The following is a 19,878-nucleotide window of genomic DNA, read 5'->3' on the forward strand; positions in this document are numbered from 1 at the left end:
AGGGATTTTCGATACTCCGCCTCACGAGCTAATGAGCGCGCGTTGCGTGGACAAATGCGAGGTACGTCCGACGCTGAAGGACCAGCATCAGCCGATCGTCAGTCCTCACCAGTTCTACCCATTGCTAATAGGAAGTGTCACCGGGCCAATATTCGGCTACCGTGCTCAAGCTTTGGGTAATTGGAGGCTTTGGATGTTCATCCGGACGGTCGAACTCGACGAGGCAACTGGCGAAATAGCTGAGCTATATAAAGCCGAGAAAAAAGCGATGGGCTGTGTGATGCAGGCCACGCAATGCTGGTCCGCTCGCCCGGATGTCATCATTCCGATCGAGAACCTGCTGGATCAGATACGAGATGGCTTCTCCCTTGGCCTCCTCAATTTTCGCTTGATCACTTTCGTGGTTGCCGGAGACGTGCCATCGAGCTATTGCTCCCACGTGTACTTCCGCAGCCTATCCAGTATGCTCGGGCGTGATCAGGCGCTTGCGATCAGGCAGGATTACCGCAACGCCGGACTGACCGGCCAGCAGGTTGAGATGCTCGCTTATGCGAAACAGATCACGCGCAACGCTTCTCAGATCACGCAGGCCGACATAGAGCGGTTGCGGAATGTGGGCCTTACCGACGTCAACATCGCGGACGTTGCGTTGGCTGCCTCGTTTCGAAACTTCATGAGCCGCTACTTTGACGCGGTCGGGGCGACTGTCGAAGAGGATTTTCTCGATGATGATCCAGAGGTAAGAGAGATGATGGCAGTCGGGCGAAAATAGATCGATCAAGAGCCAGCGTCGTCCAGCTATAACGTGGTGCTCGCGGCATCATTGTCGCCTACGCTAGAAATCGTCTTATAAAATTTCCTCTGACGTCGAAACCGGTTGCTGCGACTTCACACCGTTCCGGATAGGTGCCAATGAGACTCGAGATCACTCACCGAACCGCCTACACGTATTCCAGGCCTGTCGGGCTGCTGTCACACCGCATGTTGTTAGCGCCTCGAAACGACCAACACTTGCATACGATTTCTTTCTCGATCATTTGCTCTCCAGAAGGCTTGATTGATTGGTCACAGGACGTCTTCGGCAACACGGTTGCGAATGTGACGTTTGCCGACCACACAAACGAACTGGTGATAACGAGCACGGCCGTCGTCGAGCAGACGGCGGAAAAGTGGCCAGTTTTTAATATCGACCCCGGTGCACACTCCTACCCTTTCGCGTATTCGGGCGCTGACCTGACGGACCTTGGAGCGTTTGCGATCCCGATCTCTGCCGACGGGCCGGTCGTATCATGGGGCCACACTTTTGTTGCCAGCCGTCCCACTGACACGCTTTCCCTGCTGAAGGACATTAACGCAGGAATTTTGACCAAGGTCAGCTACCGCATTCGAGACGAAGAAGGCACGCAGTCGCCCGAACGGACTCTCGAAATCGCCAGTGGCTCGTGCAGGGACATCGCAGCCCTGTTCATCGAACTCGTCCGCGGTCTCGGATTTGGAGCGCGCGCCGTTTCCGGCTACGTACACGATCCCGACGCTACGGTTGACGATGGCGGATCGACACATGCCTGGGCGGAAGTCTATCTCCCGGGTGCTGGCTGGATCGCCTTCGACCCGACGCACCGCAGGGTAGGCGAAGCATCGCTCATTCCTGTCGCCATTGCCCGAAACAATGGACAGATTATGCCTGTTACCGGTGGCTACACGGGAGTACCTGAAGATTTCGTAAGCCTTGGGGTTTCAGTGCAGGTCACCGAACGTCGTTTGTTCGCAGCGGCGAATTAAACCTGTCGAACGCTTCTACGCGGTTCCGAATGCCAGAGGGAAAATAGGCAAATGAACCGCTTTCCAATCGACCAGCGAAAGAGGCCGCATGCCCCAAAGGTCAAACACTTTTGGTCTTGATGGGAATTGAACTTACGGCATCGTCATGACGGTGACAGCCCGGGCGGGCGTGGCGAGGTCGGCGGCGACCTTCGCAACCCGAGCGGCGAACGGCTCGGCCTTGGCCCTGTCCCGGTTCCAGACGGTGACTTGGTGACCGGCCGCCGCGAGATTGTCGGCCATGCTCGAGCCCATCTGCCCGAGCCCGATAAATAATACGTCCATTTTCATCTCCTTTAGCTCCAAAGGCCCCGGCGATCTGAGTTGACCAACCAGGCGACATCGGCGTTGCTCCCTATGCGTCGCCCAGATCGGCAACGTGCGCGACGAGGCCAGTTTGGCCCGGCGCGACATGGTCGGCCATGGTGTGGCGATCGGGGAAGTCGCCGCCGTTTTGCGAACGGAAGGGAATCGGCTTGTCGGTGAACAGCCCGGCAAGACGCACACGCCATGCAGCCTTGATCGCCTCCACTTCCTCCGCCGTGGAAACGTGACCCGCGCCATAGACCGCGTGCGTCGGGAGCACATCCATGCCGGGGTAGAACAGCGCGCCATGGGTTAGCGGGAACAGCAGTTGATCAAGCGGCCCGTTGATACCCCGCGGTCCATAGTCGGCCGCTGGGCCGCCTGCCTGCACGTTGACCAGCGCTCGCTTGCCCTTGAGGATGCCCTCCCCAAAGCGGAACTGGTTCGAGCCATTCTGATAGCCGTACCCAAAACCGAAGGCATAGACCCGCTCGATCCAACCCTTCAGGATTGCGGGCACGCCGAACCACCACATCGGGAATTGCAGGATCACAGCATCGGCTGCGAGCAGCTTCTGCTGCTCGGCGATCACGTCGGGCGTCTGATGCCCGCTTGCGTAAGCATGGCCGGACTCCATGATGAACGACAGTCGTTCGGGATTGTCGCGCACTGGAAAGTCATCGGCGTCATACACCGCCTTCCACTTCATGCCATAGAGGTCCGAATGGACCACAGTGTGCCCCGCTGCCGACAACGTCTCAGCAGTCACATCGACCAACTGCCGTGTCAGCGAAGTGGGTTCGGGGTGCGCGTAAACAATGAGAATTTTCATGATGACCTCTTATTGATAGTTTGGAGTTTGATAGTTGGGGGTAGTCAGTATTCGACGACAATCTTGCCGAAATGGCCGCCAGATTCCTGGAACCGGAAGGCGTCCGCGATATCGGCCAGCGGAAAGGAGCGGTCGATCACTGGGGGGCTGTGAACGGCGTCGAGACCGCGGATCAGGTCTAATTGGTGCTGGCGACTGCCGACGATCAGGCCCTGGAGCCGTTGCTGCCGCGCCATGAGCATGGCTGTCGGTACAGCGCAAGCGCTCCCGGTCAGGACTCCGATCAAAGAGATGTGGCCGCCGACGCGCGCGGCCTTAATCGATTGCGCTAGTGTACCTGGGCCGCCGACCTCCACGACATGGTCCACGCCCGTTCCGCCCGTCAGGTCCCGCACCCGGTCGCCCCAGTTCTCGTCCTGGCGGTAGTTGATGACGTGTGCAGCGCCTATCGTGCGAAGCCGCTCTAGCTTTTCGTAGGAGGAGGAATTCGCGATGACCGTGGCTCCCATGGCCCGCGCGATCTGCAGCGCGAAGATCGACACGCCGCCCGTGCCGAGGACCAACACACTGTCGCCGACCTTGAGGCCGCCGTTGACCACCAGGCCCCGCCAGGCCGTCACACCGGCCGTAGTCAGGGTTGCTGCCGCGGCCTGGCTCCAGCCGGCTGGCGCGCGCGTGAACGACGTGGCGGGCGCCACCACAAACTCCCGGGCGAACCTGTCGATCCCGTCGCCCGGCGTGGCGGTGAAATCTGCAAGGGAGGCTTCACCGTCCAGCCAGGTTGGAAAAAAGGTGGATACGACATGGTCACCGGGCTCGAACTCCGTGACTTCCGAGCCGACCGCCTCGACCACCCCGGCGCCGTCGGCCATGGGAATGCGGCCATCGACGGCCGTCAGCCGTCCCGTTACCACACCCAGGCCATGGAAGTTCAGGGAGGTCGCATGCACCCGCACGCGGATCGCGTTCGGTCCGGGAGTGCCGGGGTCAGGAAGGTCTATCAGCGTCAGGCCGTCGAGCCCCTGTTGCGGATGAGCCTGAATAGCTTTCATAGGCGAACTGGTATCCATGTCGTCGATTGAGGCGCCGCAGGATCTGACCTGCTCTCCGACAACGTAGTGCAACTACTTTGGGTGTTGAAATCAAACGTTTTATGTGTTGCTATCGACACGATGGATACCAGGAACCTCGATCTCGGACTTCTCGTGACGCTTGAGGTCCTGCTTGCGGAGCGCAACGTCACACACGCCGCGCGCCGGCTGAACCTCAGTCAGCCGGCCTTGTCTGCGCGGCTAGCACGACTTCGCGATGCACTCGGCGATCCGCTTCTGATCCCAGGCCAGCGCGGGTTGGTTCCGACCCAGCGGGCACTCGAGCTGATGCAGCCACTGCACGAGGCACTGGAGGGTGTTCGCCGCGTCGTCGAGCGAGGAGCGACGATCAATCCGGAAACCCTGCGTGCGACCGCGGTGATCGCGGCGAGCGACTACGTCCAGTATGCGCTGCTGGCACGCTACTCGGTCGCCTTGCGGGCGGAGGCGCCGATGATCCGCATCGCCTGGCGTGCGCTCGACGTGATGGCACTCACGACACAGTTGGAGCGTGGCGAGGTGGATCTGGCCTTGGCAACGCCCGAACACGCGCCGGCGGCGATGCGCCAGCGCCGACTCTTCGAGGAAGAATATGTGGTCGTCGCGCGACATGGGCATCCAGCCGTACGCGGCGTTCTTGATCTGGACTTGTTCTGCGCGTTGGACCACGTCGTCGTTTCACCTCAGGGCGGAGGCTTTGCCGGGCCTACCGATGCGGCTCTTGAGGCGATCGGCCGCCGTCGTAACGTCGCCTTGTCCACATCGGGCTTCCTGATCGTGCCTGAGATCGTGTCACGATCCGATATGATCGCGCTAATCCCACGCCGAATCGCAGACGGTTGTTCAGACCGGGTGCAGGTGCTGGGACCGCCGCTCCCCATACCCGGATTTGTCATCGCTAGTATCTGGCACGAACGCACGACCAGCCATCCAGCACAAAGCTGGCTGCGTGACAGGCTCGCGGCGTTGGCACAAGGGTAGCCAGCCTTCCGTCTTGTTCACCAGCGTCCGCGAGGTGGGCGAGACCGAGAGCGCCTCCATGCTTTTGGTCGGCCGCATGACAGCGTTTGTGGTGCCGAAGCGAGCTGCCCGGCAATCAGATCGCCTCTTTCCGCGCCGTCACGCAGGCGTGGCTGCTCGCGTGCCTGCCATGAGCGCGGCCGGCGTATGGCGAGAAGGAGCAGGCCCAGCGGCGCCGCCGCCATCACGGCTCCCGCGACCGCGATGCCAGGATAGCCACCAGCGCTCAGCGCGGCTCCGCCGAGCGCGTTGCCCAGGTTGAACGCGCCGATGAGGCGAGCGTCCGCGCGCCACCGGATATTGGGCGATGATGGATGATCTCACCAATGCCGGCGCGACGGCGATCGACGGGACGGTGGTGGTCAATGGCAACGTTATCACCAGCCGCTATATTTTCGTCATCCCGCAATTCGTCGAAGCAATCATCACCCAGCTTAAATGACCGGCGGCGGAAGGTAAGAGGAGGGCACATGAAACTCGGTCGTCACGGACGCGCCGGGGAAGAACGCCCATCGGTCGTTGATCCCGTCGGGCGGTTGCGCGACCTATCGGATCATTGCGCCGATATCGGCAGGGCCTAACTCTCGCCTGAATTGAACGGCCACCGAAGCGATTGGCCCGTGCCCAAGCGATGGATCTATCCGCTTTGACCATTCCCGTTCGCAGCTATTGCCCTGAATGGATGTGACCCGTCGCCCCCTACTATGATTCGGCTAAGCTGCCGTTTTTCCGCCGCTTTGCGGGACATGAGAATTCTGGAAGTGTTCTTTATGTAGCCGCGGGCGCAGAGACCGTCTTCTGCATCGGGCTCGCGCCTAGTGGATAATCTACGGTCGAAATAGTTGGATTCTTCAATGCTGTAATCGGTGTAAGGCATGTCATTTACCGTATTGCCGCGCTTGTCCCGCGTGTAGAAATTGTTGCAACGGGAGCAGTCGGTATCGTCGGAACTGCGGGCGGTTAGTCCAACGACATGGACTGCCCCGCAAGAAGCTGACCGTAAGCAGTGAGCTTGCGGGATACGAACTCGGTGAAGAGCTGCACGCGCTTGGTCTTGCGTGTTTCCCCCTGCGTAAGAAGCCAGAGCGTCCCGTACTTGTGGAGATCGGTGCCCGGCACCCGCGCCAGGAGAGGGTCGGCATCGCCGAGGAAGCAAGGCAGTGTCGTGATCCCGAGACCTTGCCGAACTGCAGCTATCTGCGCCTCTGCGTCTGTTGTCCTGAACGGAACCCCTGCGGTGCGAACCTCTCCCTCGGTGGCCCAATCCGGAATGCCGTGATTGCTGATGACAATCCACCGGATGGGATCAGGCGCACCTGCACGCCATGTGGCGAGTCGAGCACGGGACATGTAGACGCCGCCACACACCTCCGGTCCCTTAAGGCCGTGAAGATTGAGCGGCAGGGTTTTACGGTCATAAACGACGCGGATCGCGACATCCGCCTCCCGGTTCGTCAGATTTGCCAGCTCGCCGGACGACAGGATGTCCATCTCGACGTCACGATGCAAACGCGCGAACTCGACGAAGTCAGGCATGAGCAGGTGCGCCGCAAGTATCGGCGTCAAGGTAATCCGCAAAAGGCCCTTAACGCTCTGGTCACGCCCGAAGACACGCGTCTCCAGTTGATGCGACGACGCTTCCATTTGGTTTGCAAGTTCGAGCACCTCCTCACCCGCAGGCGTTATGCGGTAGCCAGTAGGGAGTTTTTCGAACATCTGCGAATGGAGGCGGGCCTCAAGTTGCGCAACGCGCCTTAAGACCGTCGTGTGATTGACTTTGAGCTGAGCGGCGGCAGCGCGGACAGAACCATGTCGCGCCACGGCCAGGAAATATCGAACATCGTCCCAGTCAATCGTCATTGTGATCCTGTCCAATGCCCTTGAGCGCTGACGCGGTGCGTCTGGAACCGCGTAGGAGTGCACGCGGTGTTATTATGCACCACGCTTGTGCGCACTTCCACACTAATGCAGCTTCCCTCTCCATCCCACTTTCAGGCTGTAAACAAAGAGCGTCGGCGAACTGTCACATGACGGCTGCCTCAGATTTGGCGCAGGTAAGAGAAAGGTGCATGGCATGAACAGATTGAGTGGAAAGACAGCTGTCGTTACCGGCGGCGCGACCGGCATTGGCCTCGCCGCCGCAAAACGTTTCATCGAGGAAGGCGCTTTTGTGTTCATCTATGGCCGCCGTCAGGAAGCTCTTGACGTCGCCGTAGTCGAACTCGGCCCCAATGCCCGCGCGGTCAAGGGTTCGGTCTCCGACATGGCCGACCTCGACCGCCTCTATGCTTCCGTGAAGGCGGAGCGCGGAACGCTCGATATCGTCTTCGCCAATGCCGGGGCGGGAAGCCCGCTTCCTCTTGGACAGATCACTGCCGCGCACATCGACGAGACCTTCGACACCAATGTGAAGGGTACCATTTTCACGATCCAGCAGGCGCTGCCGCTGATGGGCAAGGGTAGCTCGATCATCCTCACCGGATCCAGCGCCGGTACCACGGGCGCTCCGGGATTCACGGCCTACAGCGCCAGCAAGGCGGCGGTGCGCAACCTCGCGCGGACCTGGGCGGAGGACCTGAAGGGCACCGGCATCCGGGTTAACGTGTTGTCGCCAGGGGCGACGGCGACCGAACTCGCGAAGGAGGCATTGGGCGAGGAGGGCCAGAAGGCCTACGGTGCGATGACTCCGCTGCAACGGATGGCCGATCCCGCAGAGATTGGCGCAGTGGCTGCCTTTCTGGCGTCGGACGACAGCAGTTTCATGACCGCCAGCGAAGTCGCCGTCGATGGTGGCCTGGCTCAACTCTGACGCACCACGCCGGGCGGGCGCTCCACTCGATTAACCGGAACGCCCCGTGGCTCGAGCACTACCAAACGAACTTTGATCCCGGGTGCAAGTCACAGCGATTTTCCACGGCACAACAGAGAGAGGTAATAGAATGTCGAAAGAAACCTACCATGGCTCGTGTCATTGCGGTGCGGTTACGTTCGAGGCCAGGATTGACCTCGATAAGGGAACGACGCGTTGCAATTGCTCGGTTTGCACCAAGTCACGCTTTTGGTTTGCGATCGTGCCGCCTGAAGATTTCAAAGTCGAAAAAGGCGAAGATCAGCAGGGCGATTATTCCTGGATTCCGCCGGGCAAATCCGAATCCCACCTTCATTATCGCTTCTGCAGGACCTGTGGTGTCCGCACCTATGCAGAGGGAAACGGCGGTACGTTCTACGCTGTGTCAATCGCCTCGCTGGAGGGGATTGTGCAAGACGCCGACCGACTCGTCAAAACGCTGAAATACAATGATGGCCGACACGACGACCTCAAGCATGCGCCGCCCGAGACGCGCCTACTGTGAACCTGGCTTAACGCGTTCCAAGTGATGAGCAAAACAACAGTGAAAACAATGATCGGACTCGATCCGACCCAAAAAATGGAGACGTTATCATGAGCTATGCAATTATCGGCTTCGGCAAAATCGGCCAGGCCCTGGCAAAGGCATTTGCCCGCAACGGCATCGAAGTGTCGGTCGCGACCTCGCGCGACCCGCAAAGCTTTGCATCCGCGGCGGCTGCGATCGGACCCACGATCATACCCAAAACACTGACGGACGCCATTAAGGCGGACATTCTCTTTTTGGCCGTCCGTTTCGAGGCGCAGGCCGACGTCGCGAAAGCGCTCTCAACCTGGCAGGGGAAGACTATCGTCGATGTGACCAATGCGTACGGCGTGCCCGCTGAAGAACTGGGAGGACAGCCTTCGTCGAAGTTCATCGCACAAGCCTTTACTGGCGCAAGACTGGTCAAGGGCTTCAACCATTTGGGCGCAGCGGTCCTCGACCAGGATCCGGCCGTGCATAGTGGCAAGAGAGTGGTGTTTCTGGCGAGCGACGACGACGGCGCTCTAGCCGAGATTGCAACGCTTGCGGAGAATCTCGGCTTCGCGCCGATCAAACTTGGCGGGCTTTCGGAAGGTGGACTGCTTGTTCAGGCGCGCGGAAACAGCTGGGGTCACCTGATCTTCAAGGACCTAGTGAAATTCGACTAATCAGTCCAGATCGCATTTTTCCAGTGCGATCCCCGGTAAGTTCAACATGTTTGACAAATTCCTACGCAAGGAACAGGGAGAGATACAATGAGCATCGAAGAAAATGTCCAGATCGTGAAGGATTTCTTTGCAGCAATGGGCAGCTACAATGAGCAAGCTCTGCTGGCGTTGGTTGCAGAAGATATCGAGTGGATCATTCCGGGGAACGGCTGGCCGCTGGCCGGCACCCATCGCGGGCACGCGGAACTGGCGGTGGTGCTTCAAAAGGCGTTCGAGAAGGTGGAAATGTCATACCCAACGCCGCCCGAATTGGTGGCGCAGGGAGACCGGGTTTTCGTCATTGGCGTCGCTACGGGAAAAATCAAAGCGACGAACAGGTCTTTCAGGGACGACTGGATTTTCGACATTACGGTCAGAGATGGCAAAGTGGCGAAGATCAGGGAATATATCGACACGCAAGCGCTGGCTGAGGCTTCTAAGACAGCCGCAGACCCAAGTCATTGACCACAGTCCCGGTATGTCTCTGCTTTAGTCCATTGAAGCGATCGATGTTCAAACGCCGTCGAGCCAGCCACCGGTGAAGCCGGCTCGACGCAGTCCATTGATGATGTAGGGAGAACGCGACACGATCTCTTAGAGGAGATTGGATCGGTAATTTTCGATCATGAGGGCGATTGGCCCCTGATTGACCCCTATATGCTCTGGTGCGACCCAGCCGCGTTCCGACCCGTCGTCACAGAGGGTCGGGTTGAAACTGGCCGTAAACCCGTAAGGATGATCGTCGCGCAGTCCGATCTTGTGGAAGTGACGAAGCGCCGGCATCACGATCTCAGGCGCAAACGGGAGGGACGCGGCTGTTGCCCACGGCGACAACGTACCATCGTCCGGTCCATTGGGCGCACCGCGCGCGATGTACCCATGAAATTCGCGATCTTTGCCATTGATCGTTCGGCGCAATGGACCCGGGCCATCGCTCGCCGTCACACCCCAGCTGTTTTCATGATAGCCGCTGAACCCCTGCGGGTTCTCGCAGGCATACCGACGCTGGGCATAGGTTGCGCGGCGGCTGTTTTCAAAATAATCGATTCCGACTTTCCGCATCGGTGCATCCTGGATGCCGCGGAAATCGATCCAGATATGCGACATCTGGTGAATGAACAGTGGTCCGGCGTGAAAATGCTCTTCACCCCCGACTTTTGCCCAATCGTATCCACTGGAGCGGGCTTGGGGACAGGTGTCGTGTGGGATGGGATGCGTCGGCGAGCCCAGCGCCAGAACATACATGATCATGCTCTCGTCAAAGCCGGTCCATCGGTGTCGGAGAAAACCCTGGTCCGGCATCCATCCATGGGTGAGCGTGGCCTCCCCGTTCAGCGCCCAGGCCCAATCTACACGCCGATACAGCCGGTCGGCATAGTCGCGGATCAAAACCTCGGTCTCGTTGTCCGCTTGGTAATACGCTCCCGCGGTAACCACACCTGCCATGAGAAGTGCGGTATCAATTGTCGAAAGTTCGCAATTCCACACCCTGCGACCCGTGTCGATGTCGAGGAAGTGGTAGAAGAACCCCTTATATCCAGCGGCATCAAGCTCACGGCCTTGAGGCAGCTCGTACAGGAAGCGAAGGACCTTTAGCGTGTATTCCGCCGCTTGTGCGCGCGTTACCACTGAGCGAGCGACACCGACCGGGAGGGCGCTCAGCCCCATGCCAGTTGCCGCGATGGAGGCTGGCGCGCCGTCTCGATTTCGGTCGCGAACGAGACCGTTCTTTGAATTCACGACCTCCATGAAGTACTGGAAGGAGGCATCCTGAAGGTCGGCGAGCAGGGCTTCGTCCGACCAATCACAGCGCTTGTCCGGTTCGACACTATGATGAAGCATTTTCGCCACCTATCGTAAGGGTTCGACTTAAAGCTTGTTTGGCACCCGCTGCTCGTCATACCCCGTAAATACCTGGACATGATTTCCCACTTAACAAGTGGACGAATGCTGATGGTCAGGATATCGCCGGAGCAGTCGAAGCCTGCCGGGGGCCGGGACGCGGTCAGTACCGGCTGCGGTCGTAGTCGTCCTGCGCACGCTCGAGCTCTGGCCCGTAGGTCATGGACCATTCATAAAGCGCCTCGAACGGTTGCCGCAGCGAGTGGCCGAGCGGGGTGATGGTGTATTCGACACCGACCGGCGTCGTCGTGGTCAGCACCTCACGGCGAATGAGACCGTTGCGCTCGAGACGCTTCAGCGCGTCGGCGAGTGCCTTGTGCGTGATGCCGTCCAGGCGGCGCATGATCTCGTTGAAGCGCGTCGGCCGGGTGCAAAGGACGGTCAGGATCAGAACCGACCATTTGTTGGCAATCTGCTCAAGCACAGGGCGCGCCTTCTGAACGTCCAGCAACGCTTCGACGGAAACGGGCTTGGGACGACGCGGTAGGCTGACTTTGACGGGCAGGTCTTCGATTGCAGCGGACATAGGTATACTCCTCGATATCTGCTTTACTTGTAGTGCGTAATTGATCGTAGGTATAGAGAATATATCTAAAGCTCCATCACTATTTAATGGAGTTCACATGAGCAGATTATCAAACAAGATCGCCCTGGTTGTCGGCGGTGTCGGCGGTATCGGTGGGGCCGTTTCACAACGGTTTGCCAAGGAAGGAGCGCAGGTTTACGCGACCAGCCGCAAAGAAGCAGATGGTGCGTCTGAGGCGGCGGGCGCCGGCAGCATTCGCGCCGTCCGGGCGGATGCGAGCAGTAGCGCCGATCTGAACCGCGTCTTCGAGCAGATAAAATCGGAACAGGGTCGCATCGACATCCTTGTCATAAATGCCGGACTTTCTGAATACGCTCCCCTGGAAGATATATCCGAGGACCATTTCGACCGGACATTCGGCCTGAACGTCCGTTCGCTGGTTTTCGCGGCACAGGGCGCAGTCAATCTCATCCAGCCCGGCGGGACGATCGTGTTGATCGGCTCTATTGCAGGCGACATCGGTACCAAGGGATACGGCGTCTACGGTGCCACCAAGGCGGCGGTCCGGTCGTTTACCCGCACCTGGGCCAATGAACTCGCTCCCAAAGGCATTCGTGTCAACGTCGTCAGCCCCGGCCCGACCGATACCGCGATGATGGCCGCAGCCTCGAAAGAGATTCGGGATGCGCTTTCCGGCATGATTCCACTCGGGCGCATGGGCCGGCCGGATGAGGTCGCCGCGGCGGTCCTTTTCCTCGCCAGCGACGAGAGCAGTTTTACGACCGGTTCAGAACTGGCTGTCGATGGAGGTATGGCGCAGGTCTGACATCAGCAGAAAATCATCGGCGGGGTTAGGCGAATACGCTGAAGCCCCGCCTTCAAATTGGATGACCAAGGAACATCGTTGGTGTCATGGCCGTAACCTGTCGGAAAGCGCTTGAGAACGAAGCCGTACTGGAAAAACCGAATTCCACGGACACGCGGGCGATGGCATTGCCTCTTGCAAGCCAGTCCATCGCCTGCACGATCCGCGCCCGTTGTCGCCAGGACTTGAAGGTCATCCCGGTCTCCGCCGGAAACAGCCGACTCATCGTGCGAACAGACGTTGCGGCGCGCGACGCGAGTTCATCGACGTTCAGCCGGTTCTGGCGATCCTCGAAGGCCAGGTCGGCCACACGCCGCCCGACTGGACTGGTGGGTAAGGGCAGAAAGGTCGGCGCGTGAGCTGTTCCAGTCAATTCATGAAGCATGAGCCTGGCCACGAGTTCGGCCTTTTCCGGCGTGATATCTCCGCTAAACGCTGTCGTCAGCAGCGAATGCATCAGCGGTGTCACCCGCAGGGTAAACGGCCGGTCCAATTCGGTCTGCGGTGCCCAATCCTTAGCCACCGATGGTTGCCAATGCACCATCCAAAGTTCCGCATCCGTCAGCACTTCGACCCGGTGCAAAACACCTGCTGGAATCCAGGCGGCAAGCTGAGGCGGAACAAGCCAGCGTCCATCATCTGTATGGACCTGTACCATGCCTGATGCGGCGAAAGTCAGTTGAGCGTCGTCATGGAAATGTGTCGGCATGCCCATGCCGCGCTGCTTGAAGCCACGTTGTAGTGTGAAAGGGTGTTGGGACATGTTTGGCCTCTACGCGACGCGGATTGGCGTCACATCGGTGAACTGCGCGTCTATCATGCAGGTTATCAACAGTCGAGCACACACCAAGGGCGAAGCAAAATCATGTGCGCAGAAATGAAAGCAGTCGTCATCAACAAATATGGCGATAACAACGTGGTCGAGTACATCGATGGCGATCGCCCGGAACTTAAGGCTGGCGAGGTGTTGGTCAAAGTCCACGCTGCGGGGGTCAATCCGGTGGATTGGAAAATCCGTGGTGGTCTGGGCCAGCGCTTAGGAATGTCCTTGCCGATCCACCTGGGCGGTGAAATCACCGGCACTATCGAAAGGCTTGGAGAGGATGTCAGCGAGTTCCAGATCGGCGATGCCGTCTACGGCATCATAAGCTCCGGAGGCTTTGCGGAATACGCCGTTGCCAAGGCCGGAGACCTGTCACGGAAGCCCGCCAACCTCGACTTCGTCCAAGCAGCAGCAATACCGCTTGGTGCGCTGACCGCATGGCAGGCGATATTCGACCTCGCCAAGCTCTCCAGCGGCCAACGTGTTCTGATCACCAACAGCTCCGGCGGCGTTGGCTCGCTTGCCGTGCAACTTGCCAAGGCTGCCGGCGCACATGTCACCGCCATGGCCTCGGCGCACAACGAGGATTACGTCCGCAGCTTGGGCGCCGACGATTTCATCAATTACCGCACTCAGCGTTTCGAGGATGTGGCCCATGATATGGATGTCGTATTCGACACGGTCGGCGGGGAGACGTTTGAGCGGGCATTCTCGACCCTCAAGAAGGGCGGGTTTCTCGTGACGGCAGTGGCGTTCCCGAAAGACGAGGCGGATCAACACGGCGTTGGCGCTGCCCGCGTTTTCTGCAAGCCCAGCGCAGATCAGCTTGCGTCTATTCGCGAACTCGTGGAGGCGGACAAGGTGAAAGGCAACATCGCCAAGGTTTTCCCTCTTGCCGACATCAAGGAGGCGCTTGCGCTATCCGAAGCTGGTCGAACGCGGGGCAAAATCGTCTTGCAGATGATCGCGTAAATCGACCGCATGGCCAACATCGGCCTCGCCGTTGCATCTCGGTATGGTGCTTCGGCGAGGCGAGCGCCGTGCGAAGTCCTCCGCTCGTGTCCTTTTGAAGTCGAAGATATCCGCCGAGCTTACGGTTCAGATACGACCGCTGCCAGATTGGCCCATCGAATATCGGCGAGCAAATTGCGTCGGCGGGCATCCGACTTCTCTAGCAAAAGCCGAGCTGAACGCGCTTGAAGATTGGAAACCGACAGCGTACGCGATCTCCAGAACGCTCTTGCGGCCGGAGCAGAGCTCGTCTTTCGCCAACGCCATTCGCCATTGCAGCAGATATTCGATCGGCCCGAGCCCGACGACGTGTTGAAACCTCGTCGCGAATGTCGATCGAGAGACGCCGCAGAGTTTCGCTAGATCCGCAACTGTCCAACCCCGTGCAACATCTTCATGGATTGCGACAAGCGCATGCCGTGTGACCTTGTCTGCCATACCTGCGAGCAGACCGTTTCGTTCCTCGGCTGATTTCACCTGCCCCTTGCGAAGGATTTCAACGAAGATCAACTCGACCAGCCTGACGATGACGAATTCACTGGCAGGTCCCGGCTGACGCGCTTCCGTTTCATTCATCTCCAACAGAGATCGCACGCGTCCAAGCGCGGGGTCGCCGGCGGCAAGGTGGATCAGCTGCGGCAGCAAGCCAGACAACAGATCTTCGTTTACCGATTCAACGACAAACTTGCCGGCATGAAGCGTGACAGGGTGCTCGTCGCCTGAGCCAAGTCGAAGCCTTTGACGTTTGGATGCCAATACAGCCGCCTCGCTATCGATAGGGTCGATCGACCCCATCGACGCCAGTGTAAACGGGGTCACTGTTCGGATCAGAACGAAGTCTCCCTTGCGGACGGTCAGGGGATCGTTGCCCGGTCGTAACAATTGGCACTCGCCCTCCTCAATCCAGCAAAACAGAAGATCGTCGCGCTTTCGAAAGGATAGGGCCCACTGGCCAGACGCGTCGAAGCCAGCGCCGAACAATGCGGCGCGGGGGCGAAGGACGCGGATAAGGTCCAGCAAGAGATCCATATCAGTTCGGACGCATGATAATTTGTTTTGGGCTCCTGATTATCGACCGTGTGATCACTGTCACTTATTATCGAGAATATTCCTTCGCGCTACGCTTAAGCAGCGCACAATGGGTCACCACACCGAACTAAGTGAGGTTCAAGTCATGGACACACAGACACTCGAACAAAACTGGGCCTCGTATCTCGCCGCGTATAGCGACATTGCCGACGTCGAGCGCAGGCAGCTTCTCGAACAGAGCGTTTCCGACGACATAGTGTTCACAAACCCAGGCGGACAAGGCGAAACTCGGGCTGGCTTGATCGCTCATATCGAGAATTTTCAAAAGACGATGCCTGGGATATATTTCAGCACCGAGAAGGTTTTTGTCCACCATGAAGAACTGCTTGCCATCTGGGCAATGCATAAGCCGGAAGGCACCAAGGTCGCGACCGGTTATAATTTTGTTCGCCCGAACAATGAGGGCCGGTTTATCTATATGACCGGCTTTTTTTGACGAACCGGCTGGCGTCCTCCCGTGATCCAAAGTCATTGAAATGGAGCCAGCGTAGCAGTCAACGCCGATATGGCGCGGGCCGAAGCCCTGCGCACTTCACCAACTCCGAAGCAACGATACCGCATCAATTATTGATGCGGTAGCTCGATCCAAACCGGCGCGTGATCGTTGGTATGGCTTGGCGGCCGACAGCTGTTGGCCGCCTTGAAGGGATACGAACCTACGACTACTACCGCGACTGCTTTAAACGTCTGAGAAGCTTATAAAATCACCGCAGCCTACGACCATCGGATGTAATCTGCAGACAATCGCTTAAATTCGGGGCTTAAAGCGCAACGTCCATCCGCCTCGATTCGATCTATCAGATAAGTTATGCACTCAAGCAGCCGCGGGTTAATGATGTTAGTCCTCGCCGCTTCGAGTGCGAGTTTTGCCTGGGTCCGGCAGACGCCGCGACCGAGTGCGGCTAGTACTTCGTAACCCGCGAATGTTGCCATAATGTGTGGTGCGAATTTGTCGCCTCCAGAGGCCAAAATCATATCGTAATAACGCTTCCCGCCCGGGGAGACGCCGTCATTATAGGTCACCCCACGACCAATTCTGCAAAGGAGGACGGTCTTGAACAAACGTGATGCGAGATTATCGAAGATCGCGTTCTGATCAGGAACGTAGGACCAGAGTTCGGCAGCAACCGGCGGTTCGTTATGAAAATTGTCCCAACCATCATGTTTCTCCTGCAGCGAACCAATGAGATTATCGACAATGATCACTCGCTCGTTCTGCGAGCGGTAGACGTTACCGCCAACGATCCCGAAAAATTGTTCTCCGAGAACATATTTGTCTCGGTAAAGATTGGAGTTGTAGCCTTCAAGAACGATGCCCAGCTTGTATCTCGGTTCGTCGAGGCACCTTGACCATAACGAGACCGCCAGCGATGCGATATTCTTGCGCACCGCCTGATCTGTATCAGGTGCAACGTAGATCCCGAATACTGTGCGAAGCAAGTTGCCACAGAGGTGACTGGGTAATTCTGCGAATCGACGCTCGATCGTCTGCTTAGTGTTTGCGTCAAGCGGTGCAAGGTGGGTTTTCAGGTTCGTTATGAAGACCTGAACCTGGAGAGCTGCCTCGGTCGGTTGATCATTGAGAACGTCTTGGACGCAGGTTTGGAGCCATCCAAGTAGTTCGAAAGCGTTAATCGAATAGGTCGTGGGATGCGAGATCCCGACGTCGTTACGCATGTCCAATATATGCTTGAGTTTTTTATAAGTTGTATCAGAAATAAGTTCAAGCTTGCGGCATGTGTCGAGCAAGACTGAATCTTTCAGAGCCGCGAGGTCATCCTCATTCTTGTAGAATTCTCGAGCTTTCCCTCCACCAACGGCCGCGTCGAAGAAGATATCAAGCCCATAGAGAGCTGCTTTCTTGCGCAGATCCAGAACGACTTCATTCCAGATTGCGTTCAATGAATAATCGAACAGCCCAGATCCAGCACCGATTACAAACTTTGAGAGGTACCTTGCATCGCGTTTGACTTCGGCCGGCAACGCTTGCAGATAAGTCGGCAGATTGGCTGCGATGATCGCTCGCTCCCCCGGATCTGCCATGATGTTATCGTAGGGAAGACCGACGTCGCGAAGGAAGTCAATAAGGCGCTGCGCTTGGGGGTCTACGAGGCTGTTATTTCCGCCTTGAAGAATAATCGAGTTCATGGCGATCCAAAGATGTGAGTGTCGTCGCTCCAACTTGGCGACCGACGGGTGAAGTTACTTCAAGCTAGCATTAGCGCGTAATAGTTGAAAGGGCGAAGGACGGAGCCCACGCGCTATCTGCGCGAATTGAGGATCTCACTCATGGCCGGTCGCGCAGACAACCTGATCGAATGACCGGCCGTTCCGTGGAGCTATGGCTGCACGGCGTTCGCCTGTCCTGCGGCCTGACTCAGTGGCCGAATGAACGTTTTTAACCACGCCCTTGCGATGCGTTGATCGAGCTTTTCCCGCAATTCATCATGTTCTTCGAACCACGTGCGTAAAGTGCGAGCGACATGGTCCCTGTAGTTCCCCTGGCCTCGACCATAGGGGTCCTCGCAAGCCTCCCAGAGATCACGGTCGCCGCTGAGCGCAGTCCTATAGACAGCGATTGCATGGTGTCTTGCCGCGTCGACAAAGTCCGCCTCCCACTGGTTTGCGTTTTCTAGAAGCTCCGTTAGGAACCCGTAAGTGCTCTCCAACTCGGGATCGGCTTTACGGGACTCAATCACTTCGACAAGACCATCGAGAACTTTCCTCGACCTCAATTTTGCAACAGCTGCGGCACCGTCTCCAAGCCTCTGGAATACATCGAAATTCCAGAACTGCCCGGCACGAGTGGTGGCAGCCCAGACGGTGCGGGGATGCAAGTTGCCAACTGCTGAAATCAATCTGTCATGGGCAGGACGAGGTGGCGTGATGAGCCGATGATGCCTTTCAGCGAAGCGACCAAGGTCATTGTTCACCAACTCCAGCGCCGCTAAAGCCTGCTGCTGCTGAAGGTTCGCGAACATTTGTTCGATGGCTGAGATTGTGGCCTTTCCGGCCTCCGTCTGGGTGCGTCGAACAGCCTCGATTCGTTCCATTACGAAGGAAGTCAATAGTTGCGGATCATCTTGGCCCGCATCGTAGACGAAGGCCTTCAGGCCCATCAATCCGATTTTCTGCAAAGCACCTTCGATCTGGCCATGCTTGATGTCGTAGCCCTCTTCCACATCCTCCGCCGCGTCGCCGGAATCGTGGCGCATTGAAAGAGCATCTCCGGGGCGGGCAAGAGCAATCACAGCTGTTCGTGCAAAGAGGGTGGGATCCGCGTCGGTATCTCTTACGTACTGGAGAAGATCTTGGGATGTTGGATCGGGTGCGCTACCCCATTTTGAGCACAACAATGTCACGGCTCGCTGGTTTTTCATGTGTCCAATGATGTCCGAACGGATAGCCGTCCCATCCACACCTCTGGTATCAACAAGAGTGACGGACAGACGCTGATCGGGAACAAGCGCGAATGGAACTGTTACGGTGATCTTGTTCGGCAGTGTGAAATCCTCATGGCGACCGTTGTTGATCTCCGTGAACGTCGTTTTCAGCCACTGACGACCCTCACGTGGGTCCGATCCGTCGAACTCGATAACACGGCGACTCCGCCGCCAAAGACTAAGGCGACTTGCGAACTCAGCAATGAACTCCTCGAGATCGGCAAAATGATTGCATAGCTCAAGCGCCGGGTCGGGCGCAGCAGGAACTCCCTTGCGAGCTCTCGGACGTGGCAATTGCGCCATGTTACGCAATGCTCGCTCCACCTCCTCAGCCGGTTTGAAGTCTCCTTGAGCCGCTCCACTCTCGCCCGACATTTTCTCACGGATGCCGCGGCAGGCTTCGGTGACAAGCTTGTAGACTTCTTCATCTGGGACAGGCTCGACCGTCAGCGAGAAGCGATCACCAGTCTCGACGCGAACATCGCAGAGAGTCGTTCTTCCCCCTCCCGTATCAAGTAAAAGACCCTTAAGATCCGACGCCGTTTGTGGATCAATTACCAAGCCAGCCTGACGGCACGCAGCGGTCGTCTTTCCTGCGCCAATTTCGCCCACGTAGACAGTTTCATGATTCAGTTCGAACAGGAACCGTCCAACATCCTCCAAGCGAGCAAGCAAAAGCTCCGCTTGTCCGGCGAGAACCTTCGGCACCTCGCCGTCCGCTAAGAACGTGCGCAACCGATCCAACGCTGTCTCAATTTCCATAAGAGTTTCGATATCGGGGTGGCGAAGCGAGGGGGTAGGGAGGTTCTTCCAATTGAACTGAAGCTTTGCTGCAAGATCAACTGCTTCCTCAGTCCCAATTGCGTTGAGATAGAGGATTGCATCATCAAGGGCGCCGTCCCCTGCTTCCAGACGCGACACCCTCGTCTGATTCCCACTCATGGCAACGGCGATGTCCTTCTGAGTCTTGTTAGATGCGCTGCGGACGGCAGCGAGCAATTCCCCAATTTCCCTATTCATGTCACATCTCCGTTTATTTTGGCATGATGTGAATATATTCATGTTCAC

19 protein-coding genes and 2 pseudogenes are annotated in these 19,878 nt (G+C 57.9%); 11 read left to right on the forward strand and 10 right to left on the reverse strand.

Going from position 1 to position 19,878, the window contains the following annotated elements; translation table 11 throughout:
• Positions 1-193: 193 nt before the first annotated feature.
• Positions 194-772 carry an alkylhydroperoxidase gene (locus tag C8J36_RS17410; protein WP_132536678.1) on the forward strand — a complete coding sequence of 193 codons (579 nt, stop codon included), beginning with the start codon at positions 194-196 and terminating at the stop codon, positions 770-772.
• 140 nt (positions 773-912) lie between these two features.
• Positions 913-1,782 (forward strand): transglutaminase family protein, encoded by an 870-nt coding sequence (locus C8J36_RS17415; protein WP_132536679.1) that lies wholly within the window; start codon positions 913-915, stop codon positions 1,780-1,782.
• 132 nt (positions 1,783-1,914) lie between these two features.
• On the opposite strand, the gene C8J36_RS17420 is transcribed toward C8J36_RS17415, so the two are convergent.
• The 3 genes from C8J36_RS17420 to C8J36_RS17430 form a co-directional block, all read right to left on the reverse strand.
• Entirely contained in the window at positions 1,915-2,106 is a 192-nt protein-coding gene (locus C8J36_RS17420; RefSeq protein WP_132536680.1) for an NAD(P)-binding domain-containing protein, read from the reverse strand.
• 70 nt (positions 2,107-2,176) lie between these two features.
• Positions 2,177-2,959 (reverse strand): NAD(P)H-dependent oxidoreductase, encoded by a 783-nt coding sequence (locus tag C8J36_RS17425; protein WP_132536681.1) that lies wholly within the window; start codon positions 2,957-2,959, stop codon positions 2,177-2,179.
• Positions 2,960-3,003: 44 nt separating this feature from the next.
• Positions 3,004-4,011 (reverse strand): NAD(P)-dependent alcohol dehydrogenase, encoded by a 1,008-nt coding sequence (locus tag C8J36_RS17430; protein WP_132536682.1) that lies wholly within the window; start codon positions 4,009-4,011, stop codon positions 3,004-3,006.
• Between the two features lie 66 nt (positions 4,012-4,077).
• Between C8J36_RS17430 and C8J36_RS17435 the strand changes: the two genes are divergently transcribed.
• Together C8J36_RS17435 and C8J36_RS17440 are read left to right on the forward strand one after the other, a co-directional pair.
• Positions 4,078-5,031 carry a LysR family transcriptional regulator gene (locus C8J36_RS17435; protein WP_245506609.1) on the forward strand — a complete coding sequence of 318 codons (954 nt, stop codon included), beginning with the start codon at positions 4,078-4,080 and terminating at the stop codon, positions 5,029-5,031.
• Positions 5,032-5,368: 337 nt separating this feature from the next.
• A pseudogene (locus C8J36_RS17440) lies at positions 5,369-5,512 on the forward strand (DJ-1/PfpI family protein); the annotation flags it as partial.
• Positions 5,513-6,030: 518 nt separating this feature from the next.
• Here C8J36_RS17440 and C8J36_RS17445 read toward each other — a convergent pair.
• Entirely contained in the window at positions 6,031-6,930 is a 900-nt protein-coding gene (locus tag C8J36_RS17445; RefSeq protein WP_132536684.1) for a LysR family transcriptional regulator, read from the reverse strand.
• A 214-nt stretch (positions 6,931-7,144) separates the two neighbouring features.
• On the opposite strand from C8J36_RS17445, the gene C8J36_RS17450 reads away from it, so the two are divergent.
• The 4 genes from C8J36_RS17450 to C8J36_RS17465 all read left to right on the forward strand — a co-directional run bounded on the left by C8J36_RS17450 (position 7,145) and on the right by C8J36_RS17465 (position 9,616).
• Positions 7,145-7,879 carry an SDR family oxidoreductase gene (locus tag C8J36_RS17450; RefSeq protein WP_132536685.1) on the forward strand — a complete coding sequence of 245 codons (735 nt, stop codon included), beginning with the start codon at positions 7,145-7,147 and terminating at the stop codon, positions 7,877-7,879.
• Positions 7,880-8,009: 130 nt separating this feature from the next.
• Positions 8,010-8,423, forward strand: coding sequence for a GFA family protein (locus tag C8J36_RS17455; protein WP_132536686.1), 414 nt, complete (start codon positions 8,010-8,012; stop codon positions 8,421-8,423).
• An 89-nt stretch (positions 8,424-8,512) separates the two neighbouring features.
• Positions 8,513-9,112: an NADPH-dependent F420 reductase gene (locus tag C8J36_RS17460; RefSeq protein ID WP_132536687.1), complete on the forward strand. Its 600-nt coding sequence runs from the start codon at positions 8,513-8,515 to the stop codon at positions 9,110-9,112.
• Positions 9,113-9,199: 87 nt separating this feature from the next.
• Positions 9,200-9,616, forward strand: coding sequence for a nuclear transport factor 2 family protein (locus tag C8J36_RS17465; protein WP_132536688.1), 417 nt, complete (start codon positions 9,200-9,202; stop codon positions 9,614-9,616).
• Between the two features lie 48 nt (positions 9,617-9,664).
• Here C8J36_RS17465 and C8J36_RS17470 read toward each other — a convergent pair.
• Together C8J36_RS17470 and C8J36_RS17475 are read right to left on the reverse strand one after the other, a co-directional pair.
• Positions 9,665-10,993, reverse strand: a pseudogene (locus tag C8J36_RS17470) (glucoamylase family protein).
• Positions 10,994-11,156: 163 nt separating this feature from the next.
• The gene (locus tag C8J36_RS17475) at positions 11,157-11,579 is read right to left on the reverse strand and encodes a helix-turn-helix domain-containing protein (protein ID WP_245506610.1); all 423 of its coding nucleotides are present in this window, start codon (positions 11,577-11,579) and stop codon (positions 11,157-11,159) included.
• 97 nt (positions 11,580-11,676) lie between these two features.
• Here C8J36_RS17475 and C8J36_RS17480 point away from each other — a divergent pair, with 97 nt between their 5' ends.
• Complete coding sequence (locus C8J36_RS17480; protein WP_132536689.1) at positions 11,677-12,405, forward strand: SDR family oxidoreductase; 729 nt, start codon at positions 11,677-11,679, stop codon at positions 12,403-12,405.
• Positions 12,406-12,457: 52 nt separating this feature from the next.
• On the opposite strand, the gene C8J36_RS17485 is transcribed toward C8J36_RS17480, so the two are convergent.
• Positions 12,458-13,207: a helix-turn-helix domain-containing protein gene (locus tag C8J36_RS17485; RefSeq protein ID WP_132536690.1), complete on the reverse strand. Its 750-nt coding sequence runs from the start codon at positions 13,205-13,207 to the stop codon at positions 12,458-12,460.
• 114 nt (positions 13,208-13,321) lie between these two features.
• Here C8J36_RS17485 and C8J36_RS17490 point away from each other — a divergent pair, with 114 nt between their 5' ends.
• A complete protein-coding gene (locus C8J36_RS17490; protein ID WP_132536691.1) occupies positions 13,322-14,239 on the forward strand; it encodes an NADP-dependent oxidoreductase in 918 nt (305 codons plus the stop codon).
• A gap of 126 nt (positions 14,240-14,365) precedes the next feature.
• Here C8J36_RS17490 and C8J36_RS17495 read toward each other — a convergent pair whose 3' ends face one another.
• A complete protein-coding gene (locus C8J36_RS17495) occupies positions 14,366-15,307 on the reverse strand; it encodes an AraC family transcriptional regulator (protein WP_132536692.1) in 942 nt (313 codons plus the stop codon).
• 145 nt (positions 15,308-15,452) lie between these two features.
• On the opposite strand from C8J36_RS17495, the gene C8J36_RS17500 reads away from it, so the two are divergent.
• Positions 15,453-15,803, forward strand: coding sequence for a nuclear transport factor 2 family protein (locus C8J36_RS17500; protein WP_165915094.1), 351 nt, complete (start codon positions 15,453-15,455; stop codon positions 15,801-15,803).
• Positions 15,804-16,081: 278 nt separating this feature from the next.
• Here the strand turns inward: C8J36_RS17500 and C8J36_RS17505 are convergent, their stop codons facing one another.
• Complete coding sequence (locus C8J36_RS17505; protein ID WP_132536694.1) at positions 16,082-17,515, reverse strand: hypothetical protein; 1,434 nt, start codon at positions 17,513-17,515, stop codon at positions 16,082-16,084.
• A gap of 191 nt (positions 17,516-17,706) precedes the next feature.
• Complete coding sequence (locus tag C8J36_RS17510; protein ID WP_245506611.1) at positions 17,707-19,830, reverse strand: XRE family transcriptional regulator; 2,124 nt, start codon at positions 19,828-19,830, stop codon at positions 17,707-17,709.
• Positions 19,831-19,878: the final 48 nt, after the last annotated feature.

Origin of the sequence: Rhizobium sp. PP-F2F-G48 (assembly GCF_004342335.1) — a bacterium.
Classification (GTDB): Bacteria; Pseudomonadota; Alphaproteobacteria; order Rhizobiales; family Rhizobiaceae; genus Ferranicluibacter.